Source organism: uncultured Martelella sp. (assembly GCF_963677965.2).
Taxonomy (GTDB): domain Bacteria; phylum Pseudomonadota; class Alphaproteobacteria; order Rhizobiales; family Rhizobiaceae; genus Martelella; species Martelella mangrovi.
In genome coordinates, this window is record NZ_CAXXFM010000001.1 from 2,369,970 (window position 1) to 2,382,901 (window position 12,932).

Sequence of the window (12,932 nt, forward strand, 5' to 3'; positions counted from 1 at the left end):
GTTTTGCCGGATCTTATTTCAGAACCGGGGTCATCCACTGGTCTGCCGTCAGGTCGATCTTTCCCGCACCCGCATAGGATGTCACGAGGTCTTCCACCTGATCGGTATCGACCAGATTGGCGGGTTCGGGCGGCTCGCCATTGTTCCACTTGAACGGGATCGGCGGGGCATCCAGCGGCCCGAGCGGGGTGCCGGAAAGACCGCTGTCGCCCTGCCACCAGATCCATTCCGTACCGTGATCATCGGTGTAGGAACCCATCGGGTCCGGCAGGCGTTCGGCGTCGTCGCCCGCCAGAAGCTCCATACGGGTGTTGAAGGCTTCAATGGCGCCGGTATAGGTCGGGTCATCCGGTTTCGACTGGTTGTTCTTCAGCGGCCATTCCACGCCCTTGTAGACGCTGTTGCGCACCATGACCGCACCGCCCTCGGTCGAGATCGAGCCGTTGGTGTAGAGTTTCAGCTTGTAGGGATCGCCTTTAAGCTTGGCCGCCTTGTCCGGATTGTCGGCCATCAGCTTGTCGAACCAGACCATGGTTTCGCGCACATCGGCAACGTCGGCATAAAGATTGTAGACCTGAACGTCGCCGGTCCTCAGCCGCGGCATGCGATCCTGCAGGTCTTTGTAATAATTATGCGCCAGGGTGACGGTGAAGCCGGGCTTTTCCTTCTTGCTCGACGAGCCGATCAGATGCCCTTTCTTGACCGGCGTTTCGACTTCCATGATCTGGTCTTCGCTCATGAAGGAGCGCAGGAAATCGTAAAACGGAAAATCGCCGCGGTTCTGCTCCAGATAGTCGAACTGGCCTTTCATGAAATCCGGGTTTCCGCTGCCGGGCAGGATCTGCGACCAGGAAATGGTGATGCCATTGGCTTTCTGCGTATCAAGGCCAGTGTCGGCAGGGTTGGACGCGCCGCGCTTGATGTCGACGATGCCGTCATAGGCCTTGTAGAAGGTGCAGTGGTCGATCCAGATGCCGCCGACGGTGGTTTCCTTGGAATTGCCGATGGTGATGTAATCCCAGTCGTTCTCGTCGTAGTCGCCCCCGGTTTTCTCGTCCCATTCCCAGAACTCGTCGAAGACGAGATTGCGGATGATGAGATTGCTGCCGTCATCGATATTGAAACCGGCGTGCAGAATGCGGGCGCCGTTTTTCGAATAGATGGTCAGCCCGTCAAAACCGGTGATGTTGATCTTCGAAACGCCGGTCTTCATCAACAGCGGATTGGCAAGCGCGGGGTTGTGGGCCGTGAAGAACGGATATTTCGCCGCCGTCGCATCGCCGCCCGCGGCCGCATAGCCAAGGTCGAGATCCTCGGTGATTTCGATGACGCGGTAGGGTTCGTTGTCCTCATCCGAAATACCGGCAAGGGCGGCGAGAAACTCTTCCGCCGTGGACACCTTGATATAGCGCGGGTCGCCTTCGGGATAAACGCCGCCGCCGGTGACGTTCGCCACGGCGGCATAGCCCTCGATGCTGAATAGCGTATCGTCCGGGTCAGACATATCGGCGGCGATTGCCGGAGCCATTGCCGCGATGACTATGGCGGCCGTGGCCGTGGCGCGTTTCAGATGAAAATGCCTGTTTTTCCTGTCCATGCAGTCGTCCTCCCAGAGCTTTGCGATGGTTCGTCAGCAAACTAATATGCAAGTATGCATTTCATGATAACGCCGAATTGCGCCATCGCAACAGTTCAGTGCGATCCGGCAGGTGCTGTCATGCCGGTGTCGTCATTTTCGAAAGTCATGTCGCTCATGAGATGCAAGGCCAGCGCGCGCGATGATTTAATGCAGCCTTAATTGCTCGTTTTCTCCTGCGAGGCCGTCATGACAACACGTCAGTCAATGCTTGAACAGTTGCAGAACCGCCGGGACGGTTTTTCCCTGGCGCAGCCTTTTTACACAGACCCGGATATTTTCCGGATCGACATGGAAAATTTCTATTACCGTGAATGGTTGTTTGTGGGGCACGACTGCGAACTGTCGCGGCCCGGCAATTACATGACCGTTCAGGTTGGCGAATACTCCGTCATCCTGACGCGCGCGCGCGACAAGAAGATCCGGGCGCTGCACAATGCCTGCCGTCACCGCGGCTCGCGGGTCTGCTCGGCGGAAAAGGGAACCAGCGCCAAGCTCGTCTGCCCCTACCACCAATGGACCTACGACCTTGACGGCACGCTGCAGTTCGTCCGCCATATGGGCGAGGATTTCGACAAGTCGAAATTCAGCCTGAAGCCGATCCATTGCGAAAGCATTGAGGGCTATATCTTCATCTGTCTGGCCGATGTCGCGCCCGATATCGAGCCGCTGCGCCAGAAGATCGCGCCCTATCTCGCGCCCCACAATATCCCGGAAACCAAGGTCGCCTTCAAAAGCTCGATCATCGAGAAGGGCAACTGGAAGCTGGTCTGGGAAAACAACCGCGAATGCTATCACTGCGCCGCCAATCACCCTGAACTTTGCCGCACCTATCCCGAGGCCGCTTCGGTCACCGGCGTGCAGGGCATGATGGACGACCCGGAAATCCTCGCGCACTGGGCCCATTGCGAACAGGCCGGGCTTGAGGCGCGGTTCTTCCTGAGCCCCGACGGCCAGTTCCGCGTTACCCGCATGCCGCTGATCGACGGGGCGGAAAGCTACACCATGTCCGGCAAGCCGGCGGTGAAGAAGAATATGGGCGAGAAAACCGGCGCCGGCGGCATCGGGGCCCTGCTTCTGTTCCACTATCCGACGACCTGGAACCATTTCCTCGGCGACCACGCCATCTCCTTCCGGGTTATCCCGCGCGGGCCTCAGGAAACGGAAGTCACCACCACCTGGCTGGTGCCCAAGGATGCGGTCGAAGGCATCGATTACGACGTTGAGGATCTCACCCATGTGTGGACCTTCACCAATGATCAGGACCGTCAGATCGTCGAGGAAAACGCGCGCGGCATCCGCTCGCCGGCCTATGAGCCCGGTCCCTATTCGACCGAAGACGAGGGTGGCGTGATGCAGTTCGTCGAATGGTACGTCAACACATCGATCAACCGCCTGACCGATGCCCAAAAACCGCTTTCGATCGTCGCCTGACATGAAGAAACCGCAGCCGTTCAAACATATCGATGAAATGGTGCCCTGGAACGGCCGCGAACACATGCTGGAATGTGTCGCGTGGACGCCGGAAGCGCCGGACGTGATGACCTTCACCTTCAAAGCGGAGGAGCCGAACATCTGGTTCCGGTATCTGCCGGGCCAGTATATCACGCTGGAACTGCCGGTCGGCCCCGAGCCGATCATGCGCACATTCACGATCTCCTCCAGCCCGACGCGGCCGTTTACCATCGCGGTCTCGGTCAAGGCGCAGAAGGACAGTATCGGCACGCGCTGGATGCACGAAAACCTGCATCCCGGCATGAAGCTGAAGGCCATCGGCCCGCTCGGCGATTTTTCCTATGTGAACCATCCGGCGGAAAAATATCTGTTCATCTCCGCCGGTTCCGGCATCACGCCGATGATGTCGATGACGCGCGATCTGGGGGACCGCAATCCGGATACCGATATCGCCTTCATCCACTGCGCGCGCTCGCCCAACGACATCATTTTCCGCTGGGAGCTGGAGTACAAGGCGCGCTACATGCCGTTCTTTAATCTCGGCTTCATCGTCTCCGAACTGGAGCGCACCCAGCTCTGGTCGGGGCTCAGAGGCCTGATCGACCGCGCCAAGATTGCCCTTCTGGTGCCGGATTTCCTTGAGCGGCGGGTGTTCTGCTGCGGCCCCGCGCCGTTCATGGCCACCGTGCGCGACGCGCTGGAAGTCTCCAGTTTCGATATGGCCGGCAATTATTTCGAAGAGACCTTCACGCCGGAAGTGCCGGAGCCGACGGTGTTTGTCGGCGAAAGCGGCGAGGAAGCCGAATCCTTCATGATCGAGTTCGCCGATTCCGGGGTCAAGGTGGAAGCGGAAGCCGGCTTCACCATCCTGCAGACCGCCCGCAAGGCCGGGGTGCGCATCCCGTCATCCTGCGAAAGCGGCATCTGCGGTACCTGCCGCACCATGTGCAAATCCGGCAAGGTCGACATGCAGCACAATGGCGGCATTCTCGATGACGAGATCGAGGAAGGCTACATCCTCGCCTGCTGCTCGCGTCCGCTGTCGAATGTCGAGCTGGAAGCGTAATCCTTTCCTCCCGCTGCCCGCCTGATGCCGGCGGGGGTGCCGGCGTTCTCCCTCACGGGCTTGCAATCGCATCTCCGTTGTTCCAGCTTGGCGATGCGCCATTGACCAATGGCTGCAGGAAACCGGGAAAAGAGGAGGGCCGGTATGGCTGACCTGGGAGGAACGATCAGCGTCGTGACCGGAGGCGGTCGGGGAATCGGAAGGGAAATCGCCCTGCATCAGGCGCGCGCCGGCGCAAAAGTTGCCGTTCTCGCCCGCACAAAATCCGAAATTGACGAAACGGCTGCCATGATCACGGCGGAGGGGGGAATGGCGCGCGCATACCCCGTCGACCTTGTTGATCGCATGGCCGTGGAAGCCGTCTTCGCGAAAATCGGCGCGGATCTCGGTCCGGTCGACCTGCTGGTCAACAATCACGGTGCGTTCCGCGCATTCGGCCCCATCTGGGAGTGCGATCCGGATATCTGGTGGCAGGATGTCGAGATCAATCTGCGCGGCGTGTTTCACACCTGCCGGACCGCGGCTCCCGATATGCTCTCGCGCGGCAGCGGGCGCATCGTCAATCTCGTCGGCGGGGGCACCGGCACGAGTTTCCCGCACGGTTCAGGCTATGCGTCAAGCAAGGCGGGCATCATGCGGTTTACCGAAAGCCTGAACGATACGACGGCAAGCGGCGGCGTGCGGGCCTTTGCCGTCGATCCGGGCCTCGTGCGCACCAGCATGACGGAGCTTCAGTTGAATACCGAGGCGGGTCAGACCTATCTGCCTGATGTCAAACAGCTTTTTGAAGACAATATCAATGTGCCGCCTTCAAACGCCGCAGCGCTGATTGCCGACATCGCCCGGGGCCGCTTCGACCGGCTGGCCGGCCGCATGCTGCGCGGTGCCGATGATCGCGATGCCCTGGAACGTGCAATGGATGACATTGTCGAGAGCGACAATCGCGCACTCCGCATCACAGGCGTGGACTGAACGGTATCATTCCGTTGGCGCAGAACGGAAAAAGAGGTTTGCCAATACACTGAGGACCGGGACGGTTTCCCGCCCCGGTCCTCGAATGCACATCACATCTTTCGCGCGATCAGACGTATTTATTGACGATGTTTTCCAGATATTCCTGACGGCCGGACTTCGGCTCAGGATTGATATCGTCCTTCTCGACCATGGTGGCGATGTCTTCCAGCGTCATTTCGCCGGCAAGCATCTTCTTGGCCGTTTCGCCGTTCCAGCCGGCGTAACGTTCGTCGAGCGGCTTCTGCAGGGCGCCGTCTTCGACCATCTTTGCCGCAGCCTTCAGACCGCGGGCGCAGCTGTCCATACCGCCGATGTGGCCATAAAGCAGGTCGGCCGGGTCGATCGACTGGCGGCGCAGCTTGGCGTCGAAATTGGTACCGCCGGTGCCAAGGCCGCCGTTCAGCAGAACCTGGTAATAGGCCAGCGCCATTTCCGGAACATTGTTCGGGAACTGGTCGGTATCCCAGCCGGACTGGTAGTCGTTACGGTTCATGTCGATGGAGCCGAGAACGCCGAGCGTGCGGGCAAGCGCCAGTTCATGTTCGAAGGTGTGCCCGGCGAGGATGGCGTGGCCCTGCTCGATGTTGACCTTCACTTCCTTTTCCAGCCCGTGCTTCTGGAGGAAGCCGTAGACGGTGGCGACATCGTAGTCGTACTGGTGCTTGGTCGGTTCCTGCGGCTTCGGCTCGACCAGGATCGTGCCTTCGAAACCGATCTTGTGCTTGTATTCGACCACCATGTGCAGCATGCGCGCCATCTGGTCGAGTTCCTTGCCCATGTCGGTATTGAGCAGGGTTTCATAACCCTCGCGACCGCCCCACAGAACATAGTTCTGGCCGCCGAGCTTCTTGGTGGCATCCATGCAGGTCTTAATGGTTGCAGCCGAGTAGGCAAAGACATCCGGGTCCGGATTGGTCGAGGCGCCCGACATGAAGCGGCGGTGGGTGAACAGGTTGGCCGTGCCCCAGAGCAGTTTGACGCCGGTTGCTTCCTGTTTCTGGCCGAGATAGTCGACGATCTCGTTCAGGTTCTTCGTGCTTTCGGCGAAGTTTGCGCCTTCCGGACGGATATCGACGTCGTGGAAGCAGTAGAAGGGGGCGCCGAGCAGGGTGAACAGCTCGAAGCCGACATCGGCCTTGAGTTTGGCCTTGTCGATGCCGCCGTCATACCACGGGCGGTCGAAGGTGCGGCCGCCAAAGGGGTCGCCGCCTTCCCATGCCAGCGAATGCCAGTAGGCGATGGCGAAGCGCAGATGTTCCTTCAGCGGCTTGCCCATGACGATTTCGTCGGGGTTGTAATATTTGAAGGCAAGCGGATTTTCGCTTTCGGGGCCTTCATACTGGATCTTGGTGACGTCGCCGAAAAAGCCGGTGCTCATCTTGTAACTCCCATTCAGTCTGTTGTTATCCGCAGATTTCCGGACCCTGGACGATGCCAGCGCCCGGTCTGCGTATCAGTTTCCGGAAAGCGGTTTTATGGCCGGATACAGCGCCCGGTAACGCTGATAGGCCGCCTCGAAGGCAGCCGTGTGGGCTGTCTCCGGGTCAATGGTTTCCGCCGTTTCCGGCGGGGTGCAGATGCTGCGTGGATCGGCGCCGGTGGCAGCGGCAAGCCCGAGGCGGGCCGCGCCGAACGCCGCGCCGAAATCGCCGTCGGCGGGAATGTCGATCGGCAGGTTCAGCGTGGTGGCAATGCATTTCAGCCAGTAGCGCGAGCGCGAGCCGCCGCCGATGGCGGTAATGCGGGTCAGGTCCGTGCCGGCCGCCTTCAGCGCTTCCATGCTGTCGCGCAGCGCAAAGGTGACACCTTCCATGACCGCGCGGGTCATGGCCGCACGGTCGCTTTCATGGGCAAGACCGATGAACGCGCCGCGGATGGCGGCATCGTTGTGCGGGGTCCGTTCGCCGGAAAGGTAAGGCAGGAAGGTGACATCGGTCGGCGCGACCAGCGTGTCGCCGACTTCGGCTGTAAGCTCTGCCGGGCTCTTGTCGGTCACCTTCGCATACCAGTTCAGCGCATCGGTTGCCGACAGGATGACGCCCATCTGGTGCCACGTGGCGGGCAGGGCATGGCAGAAGGCGTGAACGGCGCTTTCGGGTTTCGGCAGATAACGGTCATTGGCGGCAAACAGCACGCCCGACGTGCCGAGCGAAACGAAGGCGGCGCCATCGGCCACCGTGCCCATGCCGCAGGCAGAGGCCGCGTTGTCGCCCGCACCGCCGGCAATGACGACCGGGCCGGTCATGCCCCATTCGGAGGCAAGCGCCTGTTTCAACGTGCCGCCGGGCTGCGATCCCTCGACCAGCGCCGGCATCTGTTCGCGGCGGAGCTCGGTGGCGGCCAGAAGCTCATCCGACCAGTCGCGCTTGCCGGTATCGAGCCAGGACGTGCCGGCCGAATCCGACATTTCCGAAATATATTCGCCGGTCAGCCAGAAGCGGAGGTAGTCCTTCGGCAGCAGAACCTTGGCGACCTTTGCAAAGATCTCCGGCTCGTTGTTCTTCACCCATACCAGTTTCGGTGCGGTAAAGCCCGGAAAGACGATATTGCCGGTGATGGCGCGAAAGCGCGGATCGGCATCAAGGCCAGCGGCTTCCGCATAGGAGCGCGTGTCGTTCCACAGGATGCAGGGGCGCAGGACATTGCCGCCGGCGTCAACCAGCGTTGCGCCGTGCATGTGGCCGGACAGGCCGATGCCCTTCACCGCTGCAAGCTCTGCCGGATGGCGCTCGGCCAGACGGTCGACGGCAATCTTGCAGGCGTCGATCCAGTCGGCGGGGTTCTGTTCCGACCAGCCATGATGAAGACGCTGAACGGTCAGAGGCGCGTCGGCGCTGGCGATGACGGTCTGGGCGTCGTCGATCAGCATGGCCTTGAGACCGGACGTTCCGAGGTCTAACCCGAGATACATGGTTGCTTCTCCCTTGTTTCTCCGCCTCTTCAGGGCAGATTGTCCTTGATGAAGATGTCGATGCGGATACGTTCCTGTGCGGCGATCACCGGAAGCCCGTCGGCCTTGGCCTTGAGCACGCGGATGGCGCTTCTCACTTCATGCCCGGCATCCTGGTTGAGCACGACATCGAAGAGGCCGCTTTCCAGTGCTGCACGTGAATGGGGCGAAAGTTCGTGGGCGATGGTGACGACCTCACGGCCGTTTTCGCGCGCCTCTTCCAGCGCGGCAATCAGGCCGCGATTGCCGGCGCCGAGGCTGTAAAGCCCGATCATGTCCGGATTTTCGGCAAGTGCCTTTGAAACCAGCTGGCGGGCCCGGGACGCATCGTCCCGGCCTTCCATCGGCGGCAGAATGGCAAGGCCGGGGAAATGCGCGCCCATGGTTTCGGAAAACGCGTCGAAACGGTTCTGGTGGTCGCGCACCGAAAGCGAACCGGCCAGCACGCCGATAGTGCCCTTTTGCGGGCCCAGAAAGCGCCCGAGCAGCGTTGCCGCGGTGCGGCCGGCGGAGGGGTTGTCGACACCGGCATAATGGTCGCGCGTGCTGTCTTCCAGATCGGAAACGAGGGTGACGACCGGTATCCCCCGCTCGGTGAGCGAGCGGACCGCCGCGCGCACGGGATCGGCTTCGATGGCGACGAGAGCAATGCCGGCGGTCTCGCTCTCACCGGCGGCAAGCAGGGCGTCGGCCAGGGCTTCGGCATCGAAAGCCGGTACGTCGACAATGGTGATCCGGGTGCGCTCGACCCGGCCACGGGCATCGGCCTGGATAACGGCCGAACGCAGCTCAGCCATGAAGGCGTTGTCGTTGCACGGCAGAATGAAGGTGAAGGGATAGCTCCGGCCCTTGGCCAGATTGGCGGCCGCGACATCGCGCACATAGCCGAGCTTCTCGATCGCCTGCTCCACCTTGAGCCTGGTTTTCTCGCGCACGCCGGGGCGCGCGTTCATCACCCGGTCAACGGTGGCAAGGCTGACGCCGGCTTCGGCAGCAATGTCGTGTACGGTAGGGCGCATCTCGTCCGCCTGGTTTGTTTCGCTCCTCACCGGGGGTGGGCATTGCTGCCCGAAACCTTGTCCGGTCCTCGTTGAGCGGACTATAGCGTGAAAAATGATGTACGTAAATCAAAAAACATCCTTGTCATCCGAACCGGGTGATTATGACGGTTTTCGCATGTGGACGAGCGCCGGTGGTGCAGGCTATCCGGCGACGACAACCCGTGTGTTCCAGGCGGTGCAGCGCGACGCCAGGTCGTCGGATGGTTTGCGGTCGGTGAAGAAGGTGTCGATATCGGCAAGCGAAGCGATCCGCGCCGGCGCCGAGCGCGAAAATTTCGAATGATCGGCCACCAGGAAGGTGCGGCGCGCGCGCCTGATGGCCGTCTGGCTGACGCCGACTTCCATGATATCGAAGTCGAGCAGGTCGCCGTCATCATCCATCGCCGAACAGCCGATGATCGCCAGATCGAACTTGAACTGTTCCACGATCGTGTTGGCCAGTGTGCCGACGAGGCCGCCATCGGTGCGCCGTAGCTGTCCGCCGGCAACCACAATCCTGCAATCGGGATTGGCGACCAGCGTGTTGGCGACATTGAGGTTGTTGGTCACCACCAGAATGTCGCGATGGGCGAGCAGGGCGCGGGCGACGGCTTCCGTGGTCGTGCCGATATTCATGAAGATTGCGGCATTGTCCGGAATTTCGGCAGCACAGGCCGCCGCAATCGCCGCCTTTTCGTCGGTATAGAGCGCCCGTCGGTCATCATAACCGATATTGCTGGTGCCCGATGCCAGCACCGCGCCGCCGTGAACGCGGGTCAGCTTGCCGGCTTCGGAGAGCTTCAGCAGGTCGCGCCGGATGGTCTGCACGGTGACGCCCAGACGCGCGGCCGCATCCTCGGCCACAATCCGGCCGTCCTCACGGGCGATCTGCATCAGGTCATCAAGGCGGAAAGTTTGCGACATGGATCCCTCAGGTCTCGTTCGCACGGATTATCGTGCGTCGGAATATCGCCCAAGGGAGACATTTTTCGCGAAGTTTTGCAACGCTTTGAAGTGCTGCGGCGTTGAAGCATCGTCGGCCGGCACCATAACCGGTCAGGGTCGGACGCGCTATTTGGCCTTGATCAGCAGGGTGAAACACTGTCAATAGCGTTGAGAAAGCCTCGTGAAACGTAACGGGATGAAACTGTGAGCGGACTTGAACAAGCCATAAGAACAGCGCTGGAGAGCACTGACCGGGAGGATGCCAACCAGCGGGCACGGATCTATCAGTCCGCGCGGCAGGCTCTTGAAGGCGGCCTTGCCAAGCAGGGCATTACCGACAGCAAGGCCGTCGCGCGCCAGCGCCATCGCCTCGATGAAATCATCACGGCGATAGAACGCGAGGAGGCGGAAGCCGCCCGCAAGGCCCGCGAGGCGCGGTCGCCGCGCCCGGCGGTCTTCGACGATCCCTTTGCTGTCGGTCGCGTGCCGGAAAGCCCGGCAGCGCCCGAACCGGACGCACCGCAGGAGCCGTCTTTCGAGGACGCGCGCCCGGCAGAGCCGCAGATCGGTGATTTCGGCCTGCGCGCGGAACCGGAAGCGCATTTCGATTATCCCGAAAGTCCTGTTGTTTCGCCTGAACGGCGGGAGACGGATTTTACCGAGGCCGATTTTACGGTTTCGACGCAAGACAGCACAGAAAACGGTCATCTTGATTCCGGAGAGCTTTCGGCGATCGATGATCTGGCTGTTGCGGCTGAGGAGCGGCGGCCGGGCGGCGGCACGCTCAAGGCGTCCGGCAAAAAGCGGCCGAAGAAAAACAGAAAGGCACACCGGGCGGAAAGGGCGGAGCGCCCCCCGCGCAAGCGCGGCCGGTTCGCCAGGTTGCTGATCTTTGTTATCGTTCTGGCATTTCTGGTGTTCGGCGGCTGGTGGGTGGTCAGCTCGAATTTCGCGCTTGACCCGGACAGCCTCGATACGGCCGTGCCCAATCCCGCGCCGCGTATCGAAGCCGAGGACTTCGAAGGGGCGTCGGGCTGGACCGGCCTCTTCCAGCCGGGGTCGGAAACCGGCTCTGCGGCAGGCTCTGCCGTGCAAGTCGACAATGTCACGGTTGATGGCGTGCCGGCCGTGCAGATTTCAGCGCAGGCGGGCGGTGATGCCGGCGCCGTCAGCATCAACCTGCCGCCGGCCGTCAGGGAAATGCTGGAGAGCGGTCCGGTCCTGATCGAGGCAAGCGTGCTGGCGCCGGATGGCGGCGGACAGTCGGTCGGCATCTATTGTGCCGATGGCACGATCGACGGCTGCCAGCGTCACCGTTTCACGCCGAGCGCCCACAGAGAAAGCCTCGTGATTCGGCTTGATCCGAGCCAGGGCGGGGTGTTGCCGACGCAGATGATGATTTCCAGCGATCTCACCGGGGGCGGAGCACCGCTGGACATCTTCGCCATTCGTGCGCGCGCGGCTGACTGAATGGTCGGCATTTTCGTGTGTTGATGAATATTCCTGTCACAAAAGGCGTATATGCAACACAACTTGCATAAGTTTTGAGGGAATCAGGTGGGCAGGCTGGAGCAGACGGTCAGAAGTATTGCGGTCCGCGCGCTGGCCGCGCGGCTTGTTCTGCTGGTGGCCGCTGCCACGGGCCTTGCCGCGGTCGGTTTCGGTTTCGCCCCGCCGGTTGCCGCCGTTGTCGGCTGGCTCGCCGTATCTGCGGCGGCGCTGGCATCGTGTTCGCCGGCCGGTGATGAACCGGAACAGCAGGAGCAGGAACGCGAACCGAGCGAGAATGCGGCCGAATTCGGCGATCTGCCACGCTTCCTCGATGAGATCGACCTTGCCGTATACCTGCTTGCCGCAGACGGATCCGTGCTGTTCCAGAATCGTTCGGCCAGCAGCACGTTCGGCAGTTTTCCCCTCGGATCGCATATTTCCGCCCGCATGCGCGCACCGGGCGTGCTCGATATCATCCGCGACACGCTGGCCAACGGCCACACCAATCAGATTGAATATTCCGAACGGCTGCCCTCCGAGCGGGTCTACCTCGTGCGGGTTGCGCCGGTTGCCGGCGGCGCGGATGACACGCCGGTTTTCATGCTGGTGCTGCGCGATATTTCCGAGGCGCGGCGGATCGACCGCATGCGCTCCGACTTCGTCGCCAATGCCAGCCATGAGCTGCGCACGCCGCTTGCCTCGCTGCGCGGCTATATTGAAACCCTGCAGGGCCCTGCGAAAAACGATACCAAGGCGCAGGAGCGCTTCCTGCCGATCATGCTCGATCAGGCGACCCGCATGAGCCGGCTTGTCGATGACCTGATGTCGCTGTCGCGTCTGGAGGCCAAGGCCCATCTTTCGCCGGAGCAGCAGGTCACGCTCAATACGCTGCTTGAGCATGTGCGTGACGGCTTGCTGCCGCTTGCCGAGGACCTGAACGTCGCGATCAATCTTTTCCTGCCGGAACAACAGGTCACGGTGAACGGCGACAATGACGAATTGCTGGAAGTGTTCGAGAACCTGATCGAAAATGCCTGCAAATACGGTGCCGAGGGTGGCCGGGTCGACGTCTATCTCAAGGCGCGGGACGACGGGGCGGCGGAAGTGTCCGTCGTCGATTATGGTCCGGGCATTCCCGCCGAACACGTGCCGCGCCTGACGGAACGCTTCTACCGGGTTTCGGTGGCCGACAGCCGCTCGAAGAAGGGCACCGGGCTGGGGCTTGCGATCGTGAAACACATCCTCAGCCGCCATCGTGCGCGTCTGGTGGTCAAGTCTGCCGTCGGCAAGGGAACGACCTTTACCGTCCGTTTCTGACTGTTTAAAATATGATAT

10 protein-coding genes are annotated in these 12,932 nt (G+C 61.5%); 5 read left to right on the forward strand and 5 right to left on the reverse strand.

The features are described from left to right. Positions 1 to 13 precede the first annotated feature (13 nt). Positions 14 to 1,597, reverse strand: coding sequence for a hypothetical protein (locus ACHZCU_RS11105; RefSeq protein ID WP_319518828.1), 1,584 nt, complete (start codon positions 1,595 to 1,597; stop codon positions 14 to 16). Between the two features lie 228 nt (positions 1,598 to 1,825). Between ACHZCU_RS11105 and ACHZCU_RS11110 the strand changes: the two genes are divergently transcribed. The 3 genes from ACHZCU_RS11110 (at position 1,826) to ACHZCU_RS11120 (ending at position 5,129) form a co-directional block, all read left to right on the forward strand. Continuing rightward, positions 1,826 to 3,070: an aromatic ring-hydroxylating dioxygenase subunit alpha gene (locus tag ACHZCU_RS11110; RefSeq protein ID WP_106312142.1), complete on the forward strand. Its 1,245-nt coding sequence runs from the start codon at positions 1,826 to 1,828 to the stop codon at positions 3,068 to 3,070. A 1-nt stretch (position 3,071) separates the two neighbouring features. After that, entirely contained in the window at positions 3,072 to 4,157 is a 1,086-nt protein-coding gene (locus tag ACHZCU_RS11115; protein WP_106312113.1) for a 2Fe-2S iron-sulfur cluster-binding protein, read from the forward strand. A 144-nt stretch (positions 4,158 to 4,301) separates the two neighbouring features. Then, entirely contained in the window at positions 4,302 to 5,129 is an 828-nt protein-coding gene (locus ACHZCU_RS11120) for an SDR family oxidoreductase (protein ID WP_319518829.1), read from the forward strand. Between the two features lie 109 nt (positions 5,130 to 5,238). Here the strand turns inward: ACHZCU_RS11120 and xylA are convergent, their stop codons facing one another. The 4 genes from xylA to ACHZCU_RS11140 form a co-directional block, all read right to left on the reverse strand. After that, positions 5,239 to 6,549, reverse strand: a complete 1,311-nt coding sequence (gene xylA / locus ACHZCU_RS11125; protein ID WP_319518830.1) for a xylose isomerase — start codon at positions 6,547 to 6,549, stop codon at positions 5,239 to 5,241. A gap of 75 nt (positions 6,550 to 6,624) precedes the next feature. Then, a complete protein-coding gene (xylB, locus tag ACHZCU_RS11130; RefSeq protein ID WP_319518831.1) occupies positions 6,625 to 8,082 on the reverse strand; it encodes a xylulokinase in 1,458 nt (485 codons plus the stop codon). A 29-nt stretch (positions 8,083 to 8,111) separates the two neighbouring features. Beyond that, positions 8,112 to 9,140, reverse strand: coding sequence for a LacI family DNA-binding transcriptional regulator (locus ACHZCU_RS11135; protein ID WP_319518832.1), 1,029 nt, complete (start codon positions 9,138 to 9,140; stop codon positions 8,112 to 8,114). 183 nt (positions 9,141 to 9,323) lie between these two features. Next, positions 9,324 to 10,085: a DeoR/GlpR family DNA-binding transcription regulator gene (locus tag ACHZCU_RS11140; RefSeq protein ID WP_319518833.1), complete on the reverse strand. Its 762-nt coding sequence runs from the start codon at positions 10,083 to 10,085 to the stop codon at positions 9,324 to 9,326. 225 nt (positions 10,086 to 10,310) lie between these two features. On the opposite strand from ACHZCU_RS11140, the gene ACHZCU_RS11145 reads away from it, so the two are divergent. Continuing rightward, positions 10,311 to 11,576: a hypothetical protein gene (locus ACHZCU_RS11145; RefSeq protein WP_319518834.1), complete on the forward strand. Its 1,266-nt coding sequence runs from the start codon at positions 10,311 to 10,313 to the stop codon at positions 11,574 to 11,576. Between the two features lie 96 nt (positions 11,577 to 11,672). Next, entirely contained in the window at positions 11,673 to 12,914 is a 1,242-nt protein-coding gene (gene phoR / locus ACHZCU_RS11150; protein ID WP_394706109.1) for a phosphate regulon sensor histidine kinase PhoR, read from the forward strand. The last annotated feature ends 18 nt before the right edge of the window (positions 12,915 to 12,932 follow it).